This is a genomic window from Arthrobacter sp. TJ-170, assembly GCF_058269305.1.
In genome coordinates this window covers 40207-63315 of sequence record NZ_JBZCNL010000001.1, presented here as the reverse complement: position 1 = coordinate 63315, position 23109 = coordinate 40207, and the positions used below count along the sequence as shown (strand labels likewise).

Genomic DNA, 23109 nt, shown 5'->3' with positions numbered 1-23109 from the left:
ACTGGATTTTCAGGAAGTGTTGGTGCATGGTGACCGTCTACCATTGAGCCATGGGCAAAACGAGGGCACAGATCGCGCGCAAGCACGGGACGGCGGCAGCCGGTATGCCCGCTTCATCCAGCCAACCGGACGTCTCGCCCCGCCACAACGGCAACCTCATCCTCATACCGGCGGTTGCGGCGGCGTTCTTCCTGTTCTGGTACTTCCATTTGCTCACGCTCTCGCAGATGACGCAGCTGTCCGGCGGGCTCAGCATGCCCGACATGCTCATCGGTGGCTACGACGCGGCGTACATCGACCAGTTGCGTTCGGCGATGGACCCCGCTGCGCTCGGCCAGTTGAGCTACGTGCACAAGACTGCGGGCACACTGTTCCCATTGCTCTTCGGCTTGGCATGGCTCCTGCTGGTGCAGCTCAACGTCTCGCGGCGGTGGCTCCGCTGGGTGCTATGGAGCCCTGTGCTTCTGTTTGTGGTGGTGGACCTGTGGGAGAACGTTGCGATCGACTCCGTTCTTGCCGGACCCGACGCCGGTTCGGTGGCCCTCGCGTCCACCCTCACGGTTGCGCGGTGGGTGCTGTTCGCCGCGAGCTGCCTCGCTGGCCTGGTCGCGGTCCTGCTGCCCCGTAGTGTGCGGTCGGGGAGCTAGGAAGACTGTAAGCTGGTACCGCCTGCGGCACTGTTAGTGATCCGCAGTGCCCGCCTCTGTAGCTCAGTAGGATAGAGCGTCCCTCTCCTAAAGGGAAGGTCGTCGGTTCGATTCCGGCCAGGGGCACATTTGGTCCACATGGTTACACCTGCCCATTGCACTGTCTTTCCCGCTGCATCAGGACGCGGACGTAGCCGATACTTGGAGAATGTCTCTTCTCTGGGTGCGCCGCATCGTGCAGCTCCTCGTTGGCCTGTTCCTTTACGGGTTCTCCATCGGCATGATGATTCGCGCCGGGATCGGTGTATCTCCGTGGGATGTGCTGGGGCAGGGTGTGTCCGTCCAGAGCGGCGTCCCGTTCGGTCTGACCACCAACCTCATCGGGCTGGTGGTACTGCTCCTATGGATTCCGATCCGCCAGAAACCCGGATCGGGAACCGTGCTGAATGTCCTGCTGGTTGGACCGAGCGCGGAGGTTGGCCTGGCAGTGATCCCGCAGCAGACGGTCCTCTGGGTGCAGATTCTCCTGTTCACCGGCGGGCTGGTTCTTCTCGCGGTTGCCACGGGCCTTTATATCGGCGCGCGCATGGGCCCCGGCCCGCGTGACGGGCTCATGACCGGAATTCATAGGCGCTGGGGCTGGCCCATCTGGGCCGTGCGTACAGGCATAGAGGTCTCGGTCCTCGCCATCGGCTGGGTTCTGGGCGGCACCGTGGGCGTGGGCACCGTGGCGTTTGCGCTGTTCGTGGGGCCGCTCGTCAACCTGACACTGCCTCGCCTCCAGGTGCCGGAGGAACCGGGCGAACCACGGCTCGGCGGCCGTGCATCGCCATCCGGTGTGACGCCGTAGCCCCGCCGTTCCGGAAGGGACGGTGTATCAGGCTCCGGGTCCGGAGACCGACAGGGCTTCGGCAGGCTCGTCCGGTGCAACGGCTTTCTGCACGGCGAACTGGGTGCGGTGCAGTTCGGCGTACCGCCCACCCTCGGCAAGCAATTCCTCATGCGTACCGCGCTCGGCAATGCCTCCGTCTTCGACTACAAGGATCTGGTCTGCGCTGCGGATAGTGGACAGCCTGTGGGCGATCACCAGCGCCGTGCGTCCTTCCAGTGCCTCGGTGAGCGCCGCCTGGACTGCCGCTTCCGAGGTTGAGTCCAGTGCTGCGGTGGCTTCGTCGAGGATGACGACACGCGGTTGTGCGAGGAGGAGTCGTGCGATGGTCATGCGCTGCCTCTCACCGCCGGACAGCCGGTACCCGCGCTCCCCCACCATCGTGTCCAGCTGGTCAGGCAGGGAACGGATCAGCGTTTCCAGGCGGGCGCGGCGAACCGCGTCCCAGACCTCACCGTCGGATGCATCGGGGCGTGCCAGCCTGAGGTTGGAGGCAATGGTTTCATGGAAGAGGTGTCCGTCCTGCGTCACCATGCCCAGGGTGTGCCGCAGAGATTCGAACGTCACATCGCGGACGTCCTTCCCACCGATCCGGACCGACCCGGCGTCGACGTCATACAGCCGGGCCAGCAACTGTGCAATGGTCGATTTGCCGGCACCGGAGGTGCCTACCAGGGCCATGGTCTGACCTGGCTCGATACGGAAGCTGATGCCGTGCAGCACTTCCTCACCGCCGCGGGTATCCAGTGTCGATACCTCTTCCAGCGAGGCCAGCGAGACGCGGTCCGCCGACGGGTAGCCGAAGCGGATGTCGTCGAACTCCACTGCCACCGGACCGCCAGGAATAGTCTCTGCGTTCGGCTTCTCTTTGATGAGCGGGTCGAGGTCGAGCACCTCGAATACCCGCTCGAAGCTCACCAGAGCACTCATGATTTCAACGCGCGCGTTCGCAAGCGAGGTCAGCGGCGCGTACAGGCGCGTGAGCAGCAGGGCCAGCGTTACCACTTCACCGGTGTCCAGTGCGCCCCTGAGCGCCAGGGTGCCGCCCAACCCGTACACCAGGGCGAGGGCGAGCGCGGAAACAAGCATCAGCGCGGAGAAGAATACGAACTGCAGCATTGCTGTCCGGACACCGATATCCCTGACCCGGGCAGCGCGCACGCGGAACTCCTCAGACTCCTCGTCGGGGCGGCCGAACAGCTTCACGAGGGTGGCGCCGGGGGCCGAGAACCGCTCGGTCATCTGCGTGCTCATGGTGGAGTTGTAGTCAGCGGCCTCGCGCCGAAGCGACGCCAGCCTGCTGCCCATCCTGCGTGCGGGCAACAGGAAAATGGGCAGCATGATGATCGCGAGCACCGTGACCAGCACCGACGTGCTCAGCATGACTATCAGGGTGAGGATCAGGGCCACGAGGTTGCTGACCACCCCGGACAGCGTGCCGCTGAACGCCTGCTGCGCACCGATCACGTCATTGTTGAGTCTGCTCACGAGTGCGCCCGTACGGGTACGGGTGAAGAATGCGATCGGCATTTTCTGCACGTGGTCGAAGACCGCGGTGCGCAGATCCAGGATCACTCCCTCGCCGATCCGCGCTGAATACCAGCGGGTCAGCAATCCCACGAGGGTGTCAGCAACGGCGACGATCGCAATGACGACTGCGAGCCACACGATAGTGCTGGCTGCCTCTTCGGCGATGATGGCGTTGACTACCTGTCCGGCCAGAACGGGTGTGGCGACCGCCAGGAACGCAGACACCACGGACAGCGCGATGAACAGCACCAGCTTGAACTTGTAGGGTACGGCGAAAGAAAGGATCCGCTTCAGCGTTTCCTTGGAAAATTTGTTGTTGCCGTTCTTGGCGGAGGAGATCCGGTATAGGGAACTCCAGGCCGCGCCTTCCATGCTCATGGATGCCTCCCGTAGTGGATTCCAAGCTTAGGTCCCGCGACTGACACTTTCCGTCCGGGGTGCCGGATCGTCGCGGAGTTGTACGCCGAGGGCGTCATTAACAAGCGGCAATACCTCGGTTCCCAGCAGCTCGATTGATTCCAGGACCTGTTCCTGTGGAACGGATGAGAAATCGAGCTGGAGGATGTGCCGGTCGTGGCCCATGGCGGCGTGCGTCAGGACGATCTTCTCCGCCACCTCCTCCGGCGTACCAACGTAAAGCGCACCGGTCCGTGCCGTTTGCATGTTGTAGGTGACCCCGCTCGGTCTGGGGAAGCCGCGCTCGGCCGAGATACGCGTCATGCTGTCGAGCCAGTGCGGACGGAACGTCTCCTTCGCTCCGTTGCGGAGCACCAGCCCCACGCCGCTTACCCCGACCCGCGGCGCGCCTCCCCCGGCTGCGCTGAACTCTTCGCGGTACAGGGCGGCGTGCTGCGCGAAATTGCCGACGGCGCCGCCCAGCAGCGCGTAGATAACCGGCTTTCCGAGCCGCGCAGCGCGGACCGACGACGACGGCGTGCCACCCGTTGCGATCCAGATGTCCAGGTGCGCGCGGGTCGGCCGGGGCAGGATCAGCGCATCCTGGAGGGGCGGCCGGAACCGCCCGGACCAGGTAACCCGCTCCTCGGCGTCGATACGCAGCAGCAGGTCGATCTTTTCCTCGTAAAGTTCGTCGTAATCCTCGAGTGCGGCACCAAAGAGGGGGTAGGACTCAATGAAGGATCCACGTCCCGCTGTCAGTTCCGCCCGTCCGCCGGAGAGCAGGTCGAGGGTGGCGAACTGCTGGAATACGCGTACCGGATCCTCGGTGCTGAGCACCGTTACCGCTGATCCGACGTGAATCGTCCGGGTCTGAGCCGCTGCAGCCGCAAGCACGGGGACCACTGAGGACACCGCATAGTCAGGGCGGTGGTGCTCCCCGATACCGAAATAGTGCAGGCCTACCTCATCGGCGAGCCGCGCGCGCTCCAGGAGGTCGGCCATTCGCTGTTCGGGCGAAACCCTGGCGCCTGTGACGGGGTTTGGGTGAATATCGCCGAAGCTGAAGATGCCGAGTTCCATACTGGAGTGCAACCCCGGCCGCGGTGCCCCTATTCCGTATTAATGCGATGCGGGTGGGTGTAGCAATTCAGTGTCTGCCCGCGGCTGAAGCCGACAAGCGTGATCCCGGATTCTTCCGCCAGATCAGCAGCCAACGACGACGGCGCGCTCACCGCCGCGAGAGTCGGTATCCCTGCGAGGTGGGCCTTCTGAACCAGTTCGAACGAGGCCCGGCCCGAGACCTGCAGGATCATTCCCCGCAGCGGCAGCAGATCGGCGCGCAGCGCCCAGCCGACCACCTTGTCCACTGCGTTATGACGGCCCACGTCCTCGCGGAGGCACAGGAGCTCGCCCTCGCGCGAGAACAGGCCGGCGGCGTGGACACCCCCCGTGCGGTCGAAGAGCTTCTGGCTTGTCCGCAACCGATCCGGCAGGGAGGCAAGGACCGCGAGGTCCACCGTGCCGCCGTCGTCGTGCACGTCAAAACGGGCCGACTTCCGGACCGCATCGATCGAGGCCGTTCCACAGATGCCGCACGAACTGGACGTGTAGACATGGCGATCCATCGACGCGTCCGGCAGGGCAACGTCCGGCCGGAGCTGCGCCTCCACCACGTTGAACGTCTGCCGACCCTCCTCATCAACGCCCGCGCAGTAGCGGAGCGCCAGTACCTCACCCTGTTCGGCGACCACTCCCTCGGACACGAGGAAGCCTGCCACGAGGTCGAAGTCGTCTCCGGGTGTACGCATGGTGACGCTGAAGGCGCGGCCGCCCAGCCGGATCTCCAGCGGTTCCTCACCGGCCAGCCGGTCCTCCCTCTGGGTGACCGGGCCGTCAAGCCTGTAGCGCATGATTTTGCGCCGATCCATCACTCGCGTCATCGACGTGCCTTCCGAATAAGTTTGGGTCGAGCCTAGTTCACCGCTCGCCGCCCAGCCACCGGCACATCCGGTATACCGTGCGTGGCTTCTGAGCGACAATGGTCACGTAGGACCACTCAACGCTGAGAAGCGGCCTAGAAAGGATGCGCGATGACTCGCTCAAACCCTCCCGTCGAGGAAGCCGACGAGAACGATCTCGATGTTGGTAAGCCCAAGGACTGGGCCGCCGGGCTGCCGGGCGTCTATCACTCGATGCAGCCGGCAATCAAACATATGGGCCTCGATCGGAGCGCGCGCACCCTGCTCAGGATGAACCAGAAGCAGGGATTCGACTGCATGAGCTGCGCATGGCCGGACCCCTCCGACCACCGCAGCACCTTCGAGTACTGCGAGAACGGCGCCAAGGCAGTCACGTGGGAAGCCACCCCGGTGACGGTTTCGTCGGAGTTCTGGGCCGAGCATTCGATCAGCGAGCTGCGCGGACGTTCCGAATTCTGGCTAGGCATGCAGGGTCGGCTCACCGAGCCTGTGTACAAGACCGCCGGCGAGGACCACTACCGGCCGATCAGTTGGGATGAGGCGATCACCATCGTTTCCGAGAAGCTCAAGAGCCTCGCGTCCCCGGATGAAGCCGCGTTCTATACCAGTGGCCGTGCTTCGAACGAAGCAGCATTCATCTACCAGCTGTTCATCCGCGGACTGGGCACCAACAATTTGCCCGACTGCTCGAACATGTGCCACGAATCGTCCGGCGTCGCAATGGGCGAGACCATCGGAATCGGCAAGGCGACCGTTGCCTACAACGACTATCTCAACTGTGATCTGATGATTGTGATCGGGCAGAACCCCGGCACCAACCACCCCCGCATGCTGAGCGCAATGGAGAAGCAGAAGGAGAACGGTGGCCAGATCGTGGCCGTCAATCCTTTGCCGGAGGCAGGCCTGCGCCGGTTCAAGAACCCCCAGAAGCCCAAGGGCGTGGTCGGCCGTGGAACCGACCTCGCAGATCAGTTCCTGCAGATCCGCGCCGGTGGGGACATGGCTTTGCTTCAGGCTCTGTCCAAGCGTGTGCTTGAAGCTGAGGACCGGAATCCCGGTACCGTGCTGGACCACGATTTCATCGCTCAGTACACCGAGGGGCTGGACGAGCTGCGCGAACATCTGGCGAAGCTGGATGAGCAGACGGTGCTCGAGGCAACCGGGCTGCGTTCGGAGGAGATCGACGAGCTCGCCGACCGGTACATCAAATCCAAGAAGGTCATCATCACCTGGGCGATGGGCGTCACCCAGCAGAAGAACGGCGTCGGCACCATCAAGGAGATGATCAACCTGCTCCTGCTGCGCGGCAACATCGGCCGGCCGGGTGCGGGGGCCTCCCCGATTCGTGGGCACTCCAATGTGCAGGGCGACCGCACCATGGGCATCTGGGAGCAGATGCCGCCAGCGTTCCTCGACGCGCTCGGAAAGGAATTCCGGTTCGAGCCCCCGCGCGAGCACGGTGTCGACGCGGTGGCCGCCGTCAGGGGAATGCGCGACGGTGATATCAAGTTCTTCATGGCACTCGGCGGGAACTTTGTGGCCGCGATGTCAGATACCGCGGCGACGGAAGCGGCCATGCAGAACCTCGAGATGAACGTGCAGGTATCCACGAAACTCAACCGTTCACACACTGTGGTCGGTGAGGAAGCCCTGATTCTGCCGACGCTTGGCCGCACCGAAATCGATATTCAGGCAACCGGCCCGCAGTTCGTTTCGGTTGAGGACACCGTCAGCGCTGTTCACTCCTCCGAGGGCAGGGTTGAACCGGTAGCGCCCGGGCTGCTCTCCGAGGTCGCCATCGTAAGCCGCCTGGCGCGGGCCGCTCTTGGCGACCGCGTTGCCGCTGACTGGCGGGGCTTTGAAGACGACTACGACCGCATCCGCGACCACATCGCCCATGTTGTGCCGGGCTGCGAGAACTACAACCGGCGCATCCGCGAGAAGGATGGCTTCCTGCTGGCGAACGGGCCCCGCGACTCGCGGAAGTTCAACACTCCGAGCGGCAAGGCGCTGCTCACGGTCAATGAACTGGATCCGATGGACTGCCCGCCTGGGCGCCTGATCCTGCAGACCATGCGCTCGCATGACCAGTTCAACACCACCATTTACGGTTACAACGACCGGTACCGCGGAATCAAGAAAGGCCGCCATGTAGTGTTCGTTAACCCTGAGGACCTTGCGGAATTCGGCTTAAAGGACGGCGATCTGGTGGACGTCCATGGCGAATACGCGGACGGCAAGGACCGCGTTCTGCGCAAGTTCCGCGCTGTGTCCTATCCGACTGCCCGGGGCTGCGCCGCCGTGTACTACCCGGAGGGGAACGTCCTGGTGCCGCTCGACGACACCGTCAAGGGCAGCAACACACCTGTCTCCAAGGGCGTCATTGTCCGGCTGGAACCTGCAACGGATGGCCCGGCCGGCGGCAGCAGCGAGGAGAACGCGCAGGAAAATATGCCGTCAACCGTCTGATCGGGGGCCGCCTCCCGTGCTTCGGCTACTGGTTTCCAGCTAACTGAACCACGGGAGGGGCAGCACGGTTATCTTCTCGTCCGGTTCACAGCCCTGCTCCGGGATAACGAGGACACCGTCGGCGTCGGCCAGTCCGCGCAGCATGCCCGAACGGTGGTGGACCGTCGGCATTCCTCGGCCGCTCTCGTGACGGTAGGGCACCAGCCGGGTGCGTCCGGACAGCGGCTCGAATGCCTCACCGACCAGGATCGAGCGCGATTCCGGGAAGGCGGCCCCGCGCAGGCCGGCGAGGAGGGGTCCGCCGACCGTCAGGAGGGCCATCATCGCGGCCAGTGGGTTTCCTGGCAGGCCGACGAAGAAGCGCCCGTCCGGCAGTCTCGCCAGAAGGGTAGGGTGTCCGGGCCGCATCGCAATGCCGTCGATGATGAATTCGGCTTCCAGCACGGCCAGCGCGCGGCGGATGTGGTCGGCGTCGGACGCCCCGGTGCCGCCGGTACTGATCAGAACATCGCCCGACGCACGCGCCAGCGAAAGTTCGTCCAATGCTTCCGCGCTGATCGCGGCGACGACATCGTCAAGATCGTCGCGTGCGCGGGCCACGGTATCCACGTGGCCACCCAGCATCGAGACGAGGCCGGGCAGCTGCGGACCAAAGGTGTCGCGGACCTGGCCGGGCTCAGGCAGTCCCGCTTCGATGACCTCGTCGCCGGTCAGCAGAAGGGAGACGCGCGGGGCGCGAAGTACTGGGAGGTTGTCCCATCCGCAAACGGCGGCGAGGGCGATCTGTGCCGGATTGAGCACCGAGCCGGCTGCGATGGTCTCGGTTCCTTCGTCTGCCTCCTCGCCCGCCGGCCGGAGGTGTTCATTCACCGCGGGTTCGTCGGGACGCGCACGTTCGTTCCGGGTCAACACACCGTCGCGGACTGCTCCGTGTTCGGTACGCAAGATTCCGGTTGCCCCCGGCGGGACAACGCCGCCGGTAAGGATGAACGTTGCCTGGCCGGGTTCCAGGGTGGCGTACCCGGACTTCTTGTGTTCATGTGCGCGGTGCCAGGGACTCTCGTCCTTCTGAACGGGCGTAATCAGCGTCCAGGGCGGCTCACCATTCAGCGCCCAGCCATCCATCGCCGAGGATGCGTAATGCGGGATAGGCTGCAGCGCCACAACGGGTTCCGCCAGGGTCTGGCCAAGAGCATCCGCAAGGTTCACGGTCTGCGCGGTCTTCGGGATGGCGGATTCGTACGCGAGCTGCCGTGCTTCCTGCCAGGTTACGTTGCGCCCGGGACCGCTCACCGGCGGTCCTCCGCCTCGGCGATGGGCGGACAGGCGGAGTGCGCGGCCTGCATCGCCGACCTCATGGCTGTGGCGCTGTCCGCCTGGCCGTATCCAACTGCCATTCCTGCCGCATAACCGGCAATGAAAGTGGTCAGCGGAGCCGCTGGACGGACCACGGAGTGCGCAGCCTGGCCCGCCAGGGCGAGAACGGCATCGACGTCCACCTCCGTACCCTCAAGTTCGAACATTTCCAGAAGCTTTTCGCTCCACTGCCTGAGCAGGCGACCCCGATCCTCCATGGTGAACCTCTCGCTATTTGCCCGCGTCTGGCTCCTCCACCCCGAATTGCCGGGCGTCGGACCACGTATCGATGTCGATGGTTGAGCCTGCGGGAACCTCGACTGGACTCCATGTCACCCTAGCAAGGAGGGCGCGCATAGACAGGTTTCTTACTTCCTGCCGGTCGACAGCACTCGCGAGGTCAGTCCAGCGATACAGAGCCGCGAGCGGCTGGTCCCTGCCGCCGTCGTGCGCCAATACCGATAACCCGGTTGCGAGGGCGCCCGAGGCAAGTGCGGGCAGCGCGTCGCTGATGCGCGGCATGTCGCATGCGAACACCAGCACCCAGGGCGGGGGATTGTCTTCCAAATGCACGACGGCGGCGCGCACCGCCGCCGCCGGCCCACCGAACGGTGGATCCTCCCGGATCAGCTCCGCCCTTGCCGGCAGGTCGGGCGAGGGACCGCCCACTACGACAAGACGCCGGGCCGCAGCGAGCGCGTCACAGGTACGTACCAGCAGCGATGTGCCGTCGACCCGCAGGGAAGACTTTGGAACCCCGCCCAACCTGGACGATCTGCCACCGCTGAGCACCACGGCGTCAAACATCAGCTCCTCGGCGGCGCTCGGGTCCGCGGTCGGGCTGCTCACGCCGCGTTGTCGGCGGGCAGGAACTCGCTCCACTGTGGCGAGGGCTTCTCAAGTTCCCGGATCTGCCAGGAAGTCCCGCGGGGAGGCCTGGGCACAACACGGAGCGACCAGCCGAGGGAGCCGAGAGTCTTGTCCCCCTTCGCGTTGTTGCATTTCAGGCAGCAGGCGACGAGGTTCTCCCAGCTGTCCTCTCCCCCGCGCGAGCGCGGGACCACATGGTCGATTGTGGATGCGGCCTTGCCGCAGTAGGCGCACAGATGATTATCACGCCGGAGGACGCCGCGTCGCGTTGCTACCGTGCTGTTGCGGTAGGGGATCTTCACATACCGGTTAAGCAGAATGACAGATGGTCTGGACAGGACTTCGTTAGGACCAACCACCGGGTCCTCCCCTTCCGCGACGACGCTGGCTTTCCCTGTGAGAACAAGGACCAGCGCCCGGCGGAAGGTGACCACCGCCAGTGGTTCATATCCAGCATTAAGAACGAGAGTGCGCATGCACATTCCTCTTTGCCGACCATTGTCCAGGAGATTCCGTGAAATCCCTGAAGCTAAAGCGAAGGTACTTCGGATTAACAGTGCAAGAGTAAGCCGTTCCGCTTATGGTTCGTCAATCGCCACACCCGCTTTTTCCCGGCGGACGGGCACGAAAATGCCCCTCGCCGGAGACGGTGAGGGGCATTTACGGATCTGTCGGAGAATTAGCCGCCGACACGGATGAACACAGGGCCCGATCCGAGTTCGGAAGGCGCGATGACGGTCTGGTTGCCGTTGAATCCGCCATGGACGGCCTGGCCGCCGCCGATGTAAACAGCGATGTGGGCAAGTCCCATCCCGCCGTCGGCATAGTAAATGAGGTCACCGGGAATGGCTTCTGCGGCGCTGACCGTGCGGCCGAGGGAGAGGTAACCGGCCGGCCACCCGTGGAAGTTGATGCCGGCAGCGGCGAGGGCGTTGCTGGCGAGGCGGGTGCAGTCCTGGGTCACTCCGAGCTGCGCCTTCGCCGCAGCAGCGATGGTAGCGGCTACGCCCGAGGACGCCTGGGGTGCCGCTGCGGGGGCAGGCGTCTTGGCGACGGCTGGCTGCGCGGCGACAGTGGCCGTTGTTTCCACTGCTACTGCGGGCTCGATTACCGCAGGTTCTGCCTCGACAAGCGGTGCCACAGCGGGAGCGATCTCAATCGTTTCCGCCTGCGGCTGAATTACAGGGGCAACCACCTCAGGAGCGGCGACAGCCTTGACGGCCGCCTTGTTGAAGGAGATCTCAGCGTCCGCAGGTGCCTGGACCGGCGCCGTGGCGGGCTGAACCTCGAGCGTGGTGGTGACGGTGTTGCGCTCCGAAGGCAGTTCCACCGCGTTTGCGGCGACGCCGGTGGTAAGAACCAGTCCGGATGCTGCGGCGATGACGGCTGCCTGGCGGCCTACGCCCCCGGCGTTGTCGCTGACGGCGCGCGCAATGGTGGAGAGAGGGGCTGATCGCTGCACTTCGGCGCGGTGGCGCGCGATGGCACGGGTATTCGGGGTCATATGTGTGAGCTCCAGGTTTTCTGGTTCTTAGCTGACGCGGACGAAGCTGTAGCCAGAGAGATCGGACAGGCTGTGAAGACCGGTGTTCATACCGTTCAGGCCACCGCTGATGACCTGGCCGTTGCCGACGTAGATCGCGACGTGACCACCGGAGACCACGAGGTCACCGGGAGCGGGAGTGGGAACGACGGATCCAAAGGCGAAGAAGTCGCTGGGAGCGATGTCGCCTACGGACTTGCCGATTGAGCGGAGGGCCTTCTCAACCATCGCGGTGCAATCCTGTGCGACACCGATCTGGGAGTAGGCCGAGCCGACCAGCGCTGCACCGACGCCACTGGCGCTGGGTGCCTTGACAGGAGCGGGAGTCTCAACGGCGGCGGTCTCTACCTTTGCCTGGGCCGGAGCTGCTGCCGCAACCTGGACGGCCGGCGTTGCGACCTCGACAACGGTCTCGACGACCGGGGCCGGGGCGGCCTCAACAACCTCAGTCTGCACTGCGACAGGAGCGTCCTCGACGGCTTCGACAACCGGAGCAGCTACGGCCTCGACGGCCGCACGCTCGAAGGTGACAGCCGCATCAGCAGAAGCGCTGACTGCGGTGGGCTGAACGGCGACTGCGCTGAGCGTCTTGACAGCCTGGGCCGAACGCTGGGCGTCGGATGCGCCGTGGGCCGGAAGTCCGGCTGTAAGGACCAAGCCTGAAGCTGCCACAATGACCGCTGCCTGGCGTCCTACGGAACCTGCGTTCGAAGATACAGCTTTCGAGATGGCTGCGAGCGAGTTGGTATGAACCGGCACCGCACGGTGGCGGCCCAGCGCAGAGCTGTTTGACACGTTAAATTGCCTCTCCCTACGCCTGCGAGGTGAGCTGTCGGATTCGGATGGGAGTCACCCGGCCGCGGATCGTCTCAAATCCTGCGACTTAACCCCAAGGACTTCTGAAAAGAAGCCCGCAATTGGTTCCCCCGCCCCTGCCATGCGATTTACGAACGGACCTCGTGCAGTGGCAGAGCTAGGCGATCTGCGCGAGAGTGCCGAACCCCCTGCGATCCGGCACGAGTTGAACGCTACCCCAGAAATTGAGGTATGTCACATTCCGATCACGGAACGGTGTGTTCCCGGTTACGACGATATTGAAACCGTTCAAAGCCAACCGAGCGGGTCGACGTTCTTGCCGTCTACAAGGACCTCGAAATGCAGGTGGCATCCGGTAGAAGCACCGGTGGATCCCACCCGTGCGATAGCTTCGCCGCGGTCAACAACCTGACCGACTGTCACGTCCATCGCTGACAGGTGGTTGTAGGTGGTCTCCAGGCCGTTGGCGTGCTGCACGACGACGCGATTGCCGCCGCCGTACGCGTGCCACCCTGCGAAGGTCACTGTGCCGGCCGCTGCAGCCTTCACGGCCGTTCCGCAGGCTTCGCTCATATCCTGCCCCGTGTGGAGCTCACCGGTGCCGGTGATGGGGCTGATTCGGGTGCCGAAGGGCGAGCTCATTACTCCGCCGTCCAGTGGCGCGGAGAGGGAACCTTTGGATTCTGCGGTCACGATGTCACTGCCCGAAGCGGAGACCATTTCGGCGAGCTTTGCCTCGGGGTCGAACTTCCCGTGCAGCCCAGCCCGGTGGAACGAGACATCCGCACCCGCGGCGGCCTGAACCCGCTGTGGTTCGTCCTGCTCAGCCGGAGCGGAAACGGCCTGTGCGTCGGAAGGCGCAACCGCTGCGGTTGTGGGCAGCGCGACGGTGAGGACCATTCCGGATGCAGCGGCGGCAATGGCAACCTTCTGGCTAAGCCCTGCCAGGGAAATATCCCGGCGTACGGTGACGGCGCGGCGTCGTCGTTCGATCCGCTGCGCGTCCCGGGGACGGAGGCCATTAGTGGACTGGGCCCCAGGCGCGGATTGTGCCGGGGCTTCGGAGACGTTGCGGGCCTCGCGCCGGGACATCGGCGCAGCTGGGCACGCAGCAACCGCCGCCGTCGGGGTCTTGAACTCCTGGACAGCTGACGTGACCGGCACAGCGACGTGGGGCGCTGTGAGGTGGGGCACAGCGACGTGGCGGGCTGGGAGGTGGGGCACAGCGACGTGGCGGGCTGTGAGGTGGGCGGTTCGCTCGGCCCGGTGACGCCTGTGGGCGTCGCGGGGCCGTGCTTCAGCAACCGGGGTGCCTGCACGGCGGCGCCCCGAAGCAGTGTTCGACAAGGAGACCCTTTCTCATTTTCGCCTGCGAAGTTAGCTGTCGGGTTCGAGTATGAGAAAACTCGGTTCGGATACTTCCGTTATGGCAGCACCCGGCACTTCACCCCAAGGCCATGGCGAGCCATAACCGGTGGTGGGTCCTCCGCCCCTGTCATCTGTTCAACACTGCGTTCGCTGACAGGGTTAGGCATGCGAACCAGGTAACGCTGGAGTATCAGCGCCAGGTATTAACTATAAAACCGGTGAGATCGAGCGTAACCGTTTCGTAACCAAACTGTGGATAACCTTAGGCAATCCAGAGCTTTCCCGACTTTGGTCAAGACTGGGGATGAACCGCCACGAAAACGTGTGAGGCGACTTCCGGCGGCAGTTCCAGTGCGCCCTCCACACCGGGCACCCGAACGGACACGTAATCCCCCGCCGCCTGCAGGGTCATGGACGCTCCGGGTCGCAGGCCACCCTCATCCAACTGCGTGAGCAGTTCCGGATCGACCTGGATAGGTTCAGCCAGACGGATAAGAGTCACAGCTGACCCGGCGATATTCGTCGCCAGGGCTTCGCTGAGGGTACACACACCGAGGGTCACGGTTTCGGAGGGCGTTCCGCCGATCGCTTCAAGCCCGGGAATGGGATTGCCGTAGGGCGACTCCGTCGGCTTTCCAAGCAATTCGTAGAGGCGCCGTTCGACCCGCTCACTCATGACGTGTTCCCACCGGCACGCCTCGTCGTGGACATAGGCCCAGTCAAGACCGATGACATCGGAGAGCAGTCGTTCAGCCAGCCGGTGCTTGCGCATCACCTCGGTGGCCCGCCGACGTCCGAGTTCGGTCAGTTCAAGGTGACGATCGCCGGTCACCACAACCAGCCCGTCGCGTTCCATCCGGCCCACCGTCTGAGACACCGTGGGTCCTGAGTGGCGAAGGCGCTCTGCGATGCGCGCACGCAGGGCCACGATGTTTTCTTCCTCGAGCTCAAGGATGGTCCGCAGGTACATCTCGGTGGTGTCGATGAGGTCCGTCATGCGGGGTTCAGCTCCTTGGCACTGGTGCGGATTGAGCGTTGATGCAGCGGTTGCCTGCAGTCCCTGGAAGGTGGGCCGCCGTCGTCATCCCTACGCCCCACAAGGTTAACCCATTTAGTTGGCCCGTTTGACGGTTGTCGTTTGCCACCGAACCGAGCGGTCATAATGCACCCGCGACGGAATCGCTGGGGCAGAATGGTCTGCGACCCCACATCACAAGTAAACGTCCTGGAGCAACCATGAGCACTTCCGCCGATATCCGCATCCCCGCCGAGCTGCTGCCGCAGGATGGACGGTTCGGCGCGGGTCCCTCCAAGATCCGTCCGGAGCAGCTGGACGCTCTCAAGAGTGCAGGTAGCGCACTGCTCGGAACCTCTCACCGTCAGGCCCCCGTAAAGAATCTGGTCGGATCGGTGCGGTCCGGCCTGATGGATTTCTTCGGCGCTCCTGAGGGCTACGAGGTTGTCCTCGGTGTCGGCGGATCCACTGCATTCTGGGATGTCGCCTCGTTCGGCCTCGTCGAATCCCGCGCACAGCACCTCTCCTTCGGTGAGTTCGGGTCCAAATTCGCTGCGGCAACGTCCAAGGCACCCTTCCTCGGGGAGTCCACAGTGATCACCTCCGAGTCCGGTTCACGACCGGCTCCCACCGCCGAGTCCGGCGTCGACTTCTACGCCTGGCCACAGAATGAGACCTCCACCGGTGTGGCGGCGCCCGTTGAACGCGTGAGCGGAGCAGACGACGGCGCGCTCGTTGCCATCGACGCGACCTCCGCGGCAGGCGGGCTTGCGGTGGACGTCTCCCAGGCAGACGTCTACTACTTCGCTCCGCAGAAGAACTTCGCGTCCGACGGCGGTCTCTGGCTTGGCCTGTTCTCCCCCGCAGCGCTGGAACGGGCAGCTGCAATCAAGGCATCGGGTCGCTGGATCCCAGATTTCCTCGACCTCCAGACAGCCATTGACAATTCGCGGCTCAATCAGACGTACAACACTCCGTCGCTTGCCACTCTTGTCACGCTGAACGCGCAGATCGAATGGCTCAACGGCAACGGCGGCCTCGACTTCGCCGCGAAGCGCACCGCCGATTCCGCGGGCCGCGTATACAGCTGGGCAGACGCCTCCGCCGTTGCCACCCCGTTTGTGCAGAATCCGGACCACCGTTCCAACGTCATCGCCACCGTCGACTTCGATGACACCGTTGACGCCTCAGCTGTGGCGAAGACCCTGCGGGCGAACGGGATTGTCGACGTCGAGCCGTACCGGAAGCTAGGCCGCAACCAGCTGCGCATCGCAACCTTCGTGGCGATCGAGCCCGCCGACGTGTCGGCGTTGCTGCAGTGCATCGACTACGTGGTGGAACGCTCCTAGCCGTTCCGCTCCGCCGTGTTTCGCGCCGTGGCGGCCAGGGTCAACCTGAGCCGCCGTGGGGCGGAGTGAACCAGCCGCACGGTGACGTGGTGAGACCGCCACACCCAGACCAGCCCGGCAATAGCGGCGATGAAGCCTGACACGGCGGCCACCACAAGCCCCCACCGTGGACCGAAGGCGTTGGTCACCCACCCCACAATGGGCGCCCCAATGGGCGTTCCGCCGAGGAAAATCGCAAAGTACAGAGCCATCACCCGCCCGCGCATCTCCTGCACGGTAGTCGTCTGAACGTACGCGTTGGCGCTGGTCATCAGGGTGAGCGCGAAGAGCCCCACAGGGACCAGCGCGACGCCGAAGAGCCAGACGGTGGGCGCGAGCGCTGCCAGCATGCACGCCAGACCGAACGCTCCCGCCGCCCCGAAGACGAATCTGAGGCGCGGCCGTTCCCGCCGCGCGGAGAGCAGGGCGCCGGCCACCGAACCGACCGCCATGATCGAGGACAGCGTGCCGAAGATTCCGGCGCCTGTGTTGAACTCGGTGCGCGCCATTGCGGCGATGTACACCGCAAAGTTTAGGCCGAAGGTCCCGACGACGAAGATCGCGAACATCACCATCATGAGGTCCGGGCGCTGCCGCACGTAGCGAAACCCCGCCCGGATTTTGCCGCGTCCGGGCGCGGAGCGGTTGAGGACGCGCAGTTCACTTCGGCGGATGGTTCCAAGGACAAAGATCATCGCGCCGAACGTCACGGCGTTGATCAGGAACACCCAGCCCGGGCCGACGGCGACCGTGAGCAGTCCGGCGATGGCGGGCCCGAACATCCGTGCACCGTTGAAGGAAGCACTGTTGAGGGCTACGGCGTTGGGCAGGTATTCGTCACGCACCAATTCGGAGACGAAGGCCTGGCGGGCGGGAGCGTCAATTGCGGAGACAAGACCCAATGCGAGCGCGAACGCGTAGACATGCCAGAGTTCCGCCAACCCAAGCACCACGAGGATACCGAGGCCGACGCCGAGCACCGCCATGGCGCTCTGTGTTCCGATCAGCAACTTGCGGCGATCGACTGAATCAGCGATCAGCCCTGCCCACGGGGCGATGAAGAGCTGGGGACCCAACTGCAGGGCCATGACGATTCCCATCGCCGCGGCGTCCTGGTCCGTAAGGATGTCGTAGACCAGCCAGTCCTGGGCGGTGCGCTGCATCCACGTACCCACATTGGAGATGAGTGCACCGATGAACCAGAGCCGGTAGTTGTGGATGTGCAGGGATCGGAACATGCCCATCAGGCAAGGCTCCTTCCTGCGGTTCTTTCCACCCTAGGCAACCGGGGAGTCGTCTCCGGGGGTGCTTGGGTCTTCATCCGGGGCGTGCTCGTCCGCGGCTTCGCCGTCAACGGTGACGTCGGTACTCGGATCCGGCGCGGCGTCCTCCTCGGTTCCAACGTTGTCGGGGGTGTCCTCCGGGCGCACGCGTTCGGACCACGGAACCCAGTCCGGAGCCAGGAGCGCTTCTTCCGAGGGCAGCAGGCCTACTTCGCAGATGGTCACGTCCTTGCCGCGGGGAATCCTCGCGAGGGTGGCGAACCAGTGCCAGCCCACGTAGCCGGGAACGTTCGCGACGAAACGATGCGTGACCAGTCGCTCGGCTTCGGGGAAAGCGCCCAGGTGCTCCCCCACTGGAGTGTCCCCTGCAATTTCGAGCACACCGTTGCGCGCGGTCTCCACCGCCGCAGCCAGCACAGCATCCGGCTTGGACGGCTTCCGGATGGGCCTGCGCTTGGCCGCGGGAACAGCGGGGACTGCCGGGACCGCTGATTCAGCTGGTCCTGCTTCCACTGTTTCCGTCGACGCCGGGGATTCAGTCATGGGACTTAAACGTCCAGGTCATCCGCGACGGCGCGCAGCACTGCGGCAACCTTTGCGGAGTGAGATTTGTCGGGGTACCGGCCGCGACGCAGTCCGTTGGAGACATCATCCAACAAACGGATCAGGTCTTCGGTGATCACGGCCATGTCTTCCGCCTTCTTGCGCGTTGCCTTGGCAACGGAGGGCTGCGCGTCAAGAATGCGTGCGGACAGCGCCTGGAGGCCCTTGCGTCCGTCCGCGACGCCGAACTCCAGCCGGGCGCCTACCTTGACCTCGGTCACTCCGGCGGGGAGTGCCGAGGCATGCAGGAAGACTTCCTTGCCGTCATCCGTCGCCAGAAAGCCGAAACCCTTCTCAGAGTCGAACCACTTGACCTTGCCGATAGGCACGTAATTACCTCGTTCTCGAACTGCTTGGCGTATACCGGCCGTGCTTCGCAACGGTGATCGATCGCAATCGAGAAGTTGCCAGTCAGCCAAGGCACACGCAGGGAAAAAGTCTGCCTTAGTAGGATACCCGCCACCGGAGCGCGGAATGGGCGGGGAGCGCCCTTGTACGCTAGGAGCATCATGACGCACAATCCTCCCTCTGTTCCGGCGAACGACGGCGCCGGCCCTGTCCGCGGTTCCGGACGGACCCAGCGTGCGCGGCTTGTCCTGCTGATTGCCGCCGTCGTTCTTGCAGTTATTGGCCTCCTTTCCCTTGTGGTGGTGCTCCTGTCCGCCTGGGCGGGAGCGGACCCGTGGCCGGGCTTCATGACGGCGGCCTACTTCTGCCTCCCGCTCGGCTTCCTGCTGATGATCGTCAACGTGGTTGTCAGCGTCATCTCGCGCGGCCGCAGCTGAAGTCCCTCGAAAGGGCAGGCTCGCCGCTGAGTCACCAGGATGCCGTAACGGCGTCGCCACGCGGTGCGAGTAACGTTAATGTGGTGTCCGCCATCCGTGCCCTCGCCGAGGATCTGGCCTCCCGTAGTGACGCCGAACTCCGAAAGCTCATGGCCGCACGCCCGGATGTGGTGCTCCCTCCCGTACCGGATTTCGCGGCCCTCGCGGCACGCGCCTCAACGCGGGTTAGCGTGCAGCGGGCACTCGAAGGGCTGAGTTCCCCGCAACTGATGGTGCTTGAGGCGGTGGTCCTCAGCACGGACCTCGATGCTCCCACCGGAAGCACGGCGGCAAGCCTGAAGGCGGCGATCGCTTCCATGAGCGCCAAGACCCTTGAGCCGTATCTCACCCAACTGCAGGAGCTGGCGCTCCTGAGAGTCGGACCAGTGGTGAAGAGCCGCAGGTCCTACTTCCCGCTGGAGACCCTGCACGAGGCGCTCGGACCCTATCCCGCCGGTCTGGGACGTCCGCTGGCAACACTGGCTCAGCAATACCCGGAGTACGGCGAGCGCATCAGATCCGGAGTTGAATCCCTGCGCGCCGCGGGCATCCCGCTTCCTGCAGGCCCGCCCGCGTCCACGGCGGATCCGGCAAGGGACCTCGCAGTGATACTCAGGCAATCCTGGGATGCGGTGCTGGACCTTGCGCCGGATAAAACGCGGGAGCTCCTGCAGAAGCTCGCGGCTTCTCCCGTCGGTTCGGCAAAAGCCGGTGCACCGGGCACCGCATCCCCGCTCGAGTGGCTGCTTGGGAGTGGCTTGCTCATCCGCCTCGACGCCAACCATGTGGAACTGCCCCGGGAGGTCGGAATAGCGGCGCGCGGCGGCCTGGTGATTCCGTCCCTGCCGGTTTCACCGCCGGTTCCCCAGCTGACCTCCGTACGCTCCACCCTTCGGGACAACGCCGCCTTCGGTGCGATCGCGGAGACCCTTCGGCTTATCACCGAGCTTCTGACCTCTGTGCAGTCAGAGCCCATCGCAACCCTCCGCACCGGCGGAGTAGGCGTCCGCGAGATCCGGCGGCTCGCTGACACCCTCCGAATTGACCGTGAACAAGTGGCATGGCTGCTCGAGCTGGCGGCGCTGGCCCGGCTCATCGTGCTGGATCCGGACAGTTCGCGGTGGATGGTCACGGCCGACGGCTTCTGGCACCTGTCGGAACGCCACGAACAGTGGATCCGTCTTGCGCGTGCCTGGCTCGACGCCGAACGCGCCCCCTCACTGGTGGGCGGGCAGCTGCCCGCCGGCAGTACCGTCAATGCCCTGTCCTCGGAGGCGACGCGCACGGATGCGCCTGCTGTCCGCCGTCGTACGCTGTCAGCGGCGTTAGCGCTGTCAACGGAAGCCGGGCACGACGCCGGCCGCACGTGCGTCCTCGACGCTCCTTCCCTGATCGAGCGCCTCACCTGGCAGCAACCCCGCCTGCGGCGGCGCTTCACACGGCTGGTTCCGGGCATGGTCGAGGAGATGGGGCATCTGGGCCTGCTGGGCTCCGGTGCCCTGACTGAGTTGGGAGGAGCGGTCGCCGAGGAACGGTTCGACGACGCCGTCGCGGTCCTTCGCGATGCGCTGCCGGAACCGCTCACACACTTCATGCTGCAGGCCGACCTGACGGCCGTGGCGCCGGGCTACCTCGAACCACACGTGGCACAGGAGCTGGCCCTGCTCGCTTCCGCCGAAGGGCAGGGCCCGGCAACCGTGTACCGTTTTTCCGCCCAGTCCGTGCGCCGGGCGCTCGACGACGGCCAGGATGCCGCGGGCATCCTCTCCTTCCTCCAGAAGCACTCAGCCACTGACGTTCCGCAACCGCTGCGCTACCTCATTGAGGACACCGCCTCACGTTATGGTTCGCTGCGCGTCGGCCCCGCCTCCAGTTATGTGCGCAGCGACGACGACGCCGCGCTCACCGCGCTCCTCTCGGATCCGGCGGCCGCGGCGCTGGGACTCGTCCGCCTTGCGCCGACAGTGGTGACGGCACAGGCCACGCCGACAGAACTCGCGACCGCGCTTCGTGAGCTCGGTTACTCTCCCGCGCTGGAGGGAGGAACTGCGCAGAGGCCTGCCTCCCGGGCGGCAGGCGGCTCCGCGCCGGCGTCGTCCGCGGTGCGAACCAACCCGTGGGTACTCACGGAAGGGGACGTCGAAGCGCAGATGAAGGTACTGCGCGGCGGCGCGCGGCCGGGCCCGGGAGCAGGAGCGGAAAGCGAAGCGATGATCGGTCTGGAGACGCTGCGAACGGCTATCCGGACCAAGCAGGCCGTCCGGATGGGCTTTGCGGACAGCTCCGGGAATTCCACCCGTCAGGTCTTTGTTCCACTGTCAGTTCATGCCGGGCGCGTACGGGTCTTCGACCCGGAGAAGGAAACCGAGCGCGTGATCTCCGTGCACCGGATTATGGATGTGGAAACTGTGGAAGGGGCTTCAACGGATGCCTAATGGCCCGCTTATTGTCCAGAGCGACAAGACGATCCTGCTGGAGGTCGATCACGAGCAGGCCACCGAGGCCCGGCATGCCATTGCCGCTTTCGCGGAGCTGGAGCGGGCGCCCGAACATATGCACAGCTACCGGCTCACGCCGCTCGGCCTGTGGAATGCCCGGGCTGCCGGGCTGGACGCCGAGCAGGTGCTGGACACACTGCTGAAGTACTCACGCTTCCCGGTGCCGCATGCCCTCCTCGTCGACATCGAGGAGACCATGTCGCGGTACGGGCGTCTCCGCCTGGAAAAGGACGCGCAGCACGGCCTCGTGCTGCGCACCAATGACTACCCTGTCCTCGAGGAAGTACTGCACGCGAAGAAGATCGAGCCCCTCCTCGGTCCGCGTATCGACGGTGAGACGGTGGTGGTGCACTCCTCGCAGCGTGGGCAGCTGAAACAGCTCCTTCTCAAGCTGGGATGGCCAGCGGAGGATTTCGCGGGCTACGTTGACGGGACGCCGCATCCCATCGTGCTGAATGAGGACGGTTGGGCCCTGCGCCCCTATCAGAAGGTGGCTACGGAGAACTTCTGGGCGGGCGGCTCGGGCGTCGTCGTGCTGCCCTGCGGCGCGGGGAAGACGCTCGTCGGCGCGGCTGCCATGGCCACGAGCTCCACCACCACGCTCATCCTCGTGACCAACACCGTCTCCGCCCGGCAGTGGAAGGACGAGCTGCTCAAGCGGACGTCGCTGACGGAGGACGAGATCGGTGAGTACTCCGGATCCGTCAAGGAAGTCCGGCCGGTCACGATCGCCACCTACCAGGTCCTGACCCTGCGCCGCGGCGGGCTCTACCCACACCTCGAACTGCTCGACGCGAACGACTGGGGACTCATCGTCTATGACGAGGTGCACCTGCTTCCCGCGCCCATTTTCCGCATGACCGCCGACCTGCAGGCCCGCCGGCGCCTTGGCCTCACCGCGACCCTGGTACGCGAGGACGGCCGCGAGGGCGAGGTGTTCTCCCTCATTGGGCCGAAGCGCTACGACGCACCGTGGAAGGACATCGAGGCTCAGGGCTACATAGCACCCGCGGACTGCGTCGAGGTTCGCGTGGACCTGCCCCGCGATGAGCGGGTTGCGTACGCAATGGCCGACGACGGCGACAAATACCGCCTCTGCGCCACCTCCGAGACAAAGACTTCAGTGGTGGAGAGGCTGGTCGCCTCCCACAAGGGCGAGCAGCTCCTGGTCATCGGGCAGTACATCGACCAGCTCGACGAGCTCGGTGCGCGGCTGGACGCTCCGATCATCAAGGGCGAAACGTCGGTGAAGGAGCGCCAGCGGCTGTTCAGTGCCTTCCGCTCCGGGGAACTGCACACCCTGGTGGTATCGAAGGTGGCTAACTTCTCGATCGACCTGCCGGAGGCCTCAGTGGCTATCCAGGTATCGGGCTCGTTCGGATCCCGCCAGGAGGAGGCCCAGCGCCTGGGCCGGCTGCTGCGCCCCAAGGGTGACGGCCGTGCAGCGCGGTTCTACACCGTCGTCGCTCGCGACACGCTGGACCAGGACTTCGCCGCCAAACGGCAGCGCTTCCTGGCGGAGCAGGGCTACGCCTACACGATCATGGACGCGGCCGACATACCGAAGGGCTGACCTCGTTCGCTTTCGGGAAACATCCAGAAAACTCCCAGCAACTGGGAGCAGACTGGGAA

At 64.9% G+C, this 23109-nt stretch carries 21 protein-coding genes, 1 tRNA gene and 2 riboswitches; of the genes, 8 read left to right on the top strand and 14 right to left on the bottom strand.

The genetic code is table 11. The features are described from left to right. Positions 1-50 precede the first annotated feature (50 nt). The 3 genes from AC4D1W_RS00335 (at position 51) to yczE (ending at position 1497) form a co-directional block, all read left to right on the top strand. Positions 51-647: a hypothetical protein gene (locus AC4D1W_RS00335; RefSeq protein ID WP_490897369.1), complete on the top strand. Its 597-nt coding sequence runs from the start codon at positions 51-53 to the stop codon at positions 645-647. A 52-nt stretch (positions 648-699) separates the two neighbouring features. Then, positions 700-773: transfer RNA gene (locus AC4D1W_RS00330), tRNA-Arg, on the top strand. An 82-nt stretch (positions 774-855) separates the two neighbouring features. Further along, a complete protein-coding gene (gene yczE, locus AC4D1W_RS00325; protein ID WP_490892129.1) occupies positions 856-1497 on the top strand; it encodes a membrane protein YczE in 642 nt (213 codons plus the stop codon). A gap of 27 nt (positions 1498-1524) precedes the next feature. Here the strand turns inward: yczE and AC4D1W_RS00320 are convergent, their stop codons facing one another. Genes AC4D1W_RS00320 through fdhD form a run of 3 tightly spaced genes read right to left on the bottom strand, consistent with a single transcriptional unit; the run spans position 1525 to position 5405 of the window. Further along, positions 1525-3444, bottom strand: a complete 1920-nt coding sequence (locus tag AC4D1W_RS00320; protein ID WP_490897368.1) for an ABC transporter ATP-binding protein — start codon at positions 3442-3444, stop codon at positions 1525-1527. Positions 3445-3471: 27 nt separating this feature from the next. After that, positions 3472-4545, bottom strand: a complete 1074-nt coding sequence (locus AC4D1W_RS00315; RefSeq protein WP_490892127.1) for an LLM class flavin-dependent oxidoreductase — start codon at positions 4543-4545, stop codon at positions 3472-3474. Positions 4546-4574: 29 nt separating this feature from the next. Then, entirely contained in the window at positions 4575-5405 is an 831-nt protein-coding gene (gene fdhD / locus AC4D1W_RS00310) for a formate dehydrogenase accessory sulfurtransferase FdhD (protein WP_490897367.1), read from the bottom strand. A 150-nt stretch (positions 5406-5555) separates the two neighbouring features. On the opposite strand from fdhD, the gene AC4D1W_RS00305 reads away from it, so the two are divergent. Beyond that, entirely contained in the window at positions 5556-7913 is a 2358-nt protein-coding gene (locus tag AC4D1W_RS00305; RefSeq protein ID WP_490897366.1) for an FdhF/YdeP family oxidoreductase, read from the top strand. Positions 7914-7952: 39 nt separating this feature from the next. On the opposite strand, the gene AC4D1W_RS00300 is transcribed toward AC4D1W_RS00305, so the two are convergent. The 8 genes from AC4D1W_RS00300 to AC4D1W_RS00265 all read right to left on the bottom strand — a co-directional run bounded on the left by AC4D1W_RS00300 (position 7953) and on the right by AC4D1W_RS00265 (position 14863). Further along, the gene (locus AC4D1W_RS00300; protein ID WP_490897365.1) at positions 7953-9206 is read right to left on the bottom strand and encodes a molybdopterin molybdotransferase MoeA; all 1254 of its coding nucleotides are present in this window, start codon (positions 9204-9206) and stop codon (positions 7953-7955) included. Further along, positions 9203-9487: a DUF6457 domain-containing protein gene (locus AC4D1W_RS00295; protein WP_490897364.1), complete on the bottom strand. Its 285-nt coding sequence runs from the start codon at positions 9485-9487 to the stop codon at positions 9203-9205. The genes AC4D1W_RS00300 and AC4D1W_RS00295 overlap by 4 nt, the downstream gene beginning before the upstream one ends. A 13-nt stretch (positions 9488-9500) precedes the next feature. Next, a complete protein-coding gene (gene mobA, locus AC4D1W_RS00290; RefSeq protein WP_490892122.1) occupies positions 9501-10118 on the bottom strand; it encodes a molybdenum cofactor guanylyltransferase in 618 nt (205 codons plus the stop codon). Continuing rightward, positions 10115-10615, bottom strand: a complete 501-nt coding sequence (locus AC4D1W_RS00285; protein ID WP_490892121.1) for an HNH endonuclease — start codon at positions 10613-10615, stop codon at positions 10115-10117. Before AC4D1W_RS00285 ends, mobA begins: the two co-directional genes overlap by 4 nt. A 203-nt stretch (positions 10616-10818) precedes the next feature. Next, a complete protein-coding gene (locus tag AC4D1W_RS00280; RefSeq protein WP_490897363.1) occupies positions 10819-11643 on the bottom strand; it encodes an NlpC/P60 family protein in 825 nt (274 codons plus the stop codon). Positions 11644-11670: 27 nt separating this feature from the next. Continuing rightward, the gene (locus AC4D1W_RS00275) at positions 11671-12477 is read right to left on the bottom strand and encodes an NlpC/P60 family protein (RefSeq protein ID WP_490897362.1); all 807 of its coding nucleotides are present in this window, start codon (positions 12475-12477) and stop codon (positions 11671-11673) included. 5 nt (positions 12478-12482) lie between these two features. Further along, positions 12483-12634: riboswitch (cyclic di-AMP (ydaO/yuaA leader) on the bottom strand. 152 nt (positions 12635-12786) lie between these two features. Next, positions 12787-13845 carry a M23 family metallopeptidase gene (locus AC4D1W_RS00270; protein WP_490897361.1) on the bottom strand — a complete coding sequence of 353 codons (1059 nt, stop codon included), beginning with the start codon at positions 13843-13845 and terminating at the stop codon, positions 12787-12789. Between the two features lie 4 nt (positions 13846-13849). After that, positions 13850-14037: riboswitch (cyclic di-AMP (ydaO/yuaA leader) on the bottom strand. 121 nt (positions 14038-14158) lie between these two features. Continuing rightward, positions 14159-14863 carry an iron-dependent transcriptional repressor DtxR gene (locus AC4D1W_RS00265; RefSeq protein ID WP_490892117.1) on the bottom strand — a complete coding sequence of 235 codons (705 nt, stop codon included), beginning with the start codon at positions 14861-14863 and terminating at the stop codon, positions 14159-14161. Between the two features lie 239 nt (positions 14864-15102). Between AC4D1W_RS00265 and serC the strand changes: the two genes are divergently transcribed. After that, a complete protein-coding gene (serC, locus tag AC4D1W_RS00260) occupies positions 15103-16230 on the top strand; it encodes a phosphoserine transaminase (RefSeq protein ID WP_490897360.1) in 1128 nt (375 codons plus the stop codon). Here serC and AC4D1W_RS00255 read toward each other — a convergent pair. From AC4D1W_RS00255 to AC4D1W_RS00245, 3 genes are read right to left on the bottom strand one after another with little or no spacing between them, the layout of a single operon-like run. Further along, complete coding sequence (locus tag AC4D1W_RS00255) at positions 16227-17513, bottom strand: MFS transporter (protein ID WP_490892115.1); 1287 nt, start codon at positions 17511-17513, stop codon at positions 16227-16229. The two genes, serC and AC4D1W_RS00255, sit on opposite strands and share 4 nt — an antisense overlap. 33 nt (positions 17514-17546) lie before the next feature. Continuing rightward, positions 17547-18095: a DUF3027 domain-containing protein gene (locus AC4D1W_RS00250; protein WP_490897359.1), complete on the bottom strand. Its 549-nt coding sequence runs from the start codon at positions 18093-18095 to the stop codon at positions 17547-17549. Between the two features lie 5 nt (positions 18096-18100). Further along, positions 18101-18484: a cold-shock protein gene (locus AC4D1W_RS00245; RefSeq protein WP_309070157.1), complete on the bottom strand. Its 384-nt coding sequence runs from the start codon at positions 18482-18484 to the stop codon at positions 18101-18103. Between the two features lie 180 nt (positions 18485-18664). Here AC4D1W_RS00245 and AC4D1W_RS00240 point away from each other — a divergent pair, with 180 nt between their 5' ends. From AC4D1W_RS00240 to AC4D1W_RS00230, 3 genes are all read left to right on the top strand, one after another. Then, positions 18665-18940, top strand: a complete 276-nt coding sequence (locus tag AC4D1W_RS00240; RefSeq protein ID WP_490892113.1) for a hypothetical protein — start codon at positions 18665-18667, stop codon at positions 18938-18940. Positions 18941-19023: 83 nt separating this feature from the next. Next, a complete protein-coding gene (locus tag AC4D1W_RS00235; RefSeq protein WP_490897358.1) occupies positions 19024-21414 on the top strand; it encodes a helicase-associated domain-containing protein in 2391 nt (796 codons plus the stop codon). Next, on the top strand, positions 21407-23050 hold the full coding sequence (locus AC4D1W_RS00230; protein WP_490897357.1) for a DNA repair helicase XPB: 1644 nt from the start codon (positions 21407-21409) through the stop codon (positions 23048-23050). Before AC4D1W_RS00235 ends, AC4D1W_RS00230 begins: the two co-directional genes overlap by 8 nt. The last annotated feature ends 59 nt before the right edge of the window (positions 23051-23109 follow it).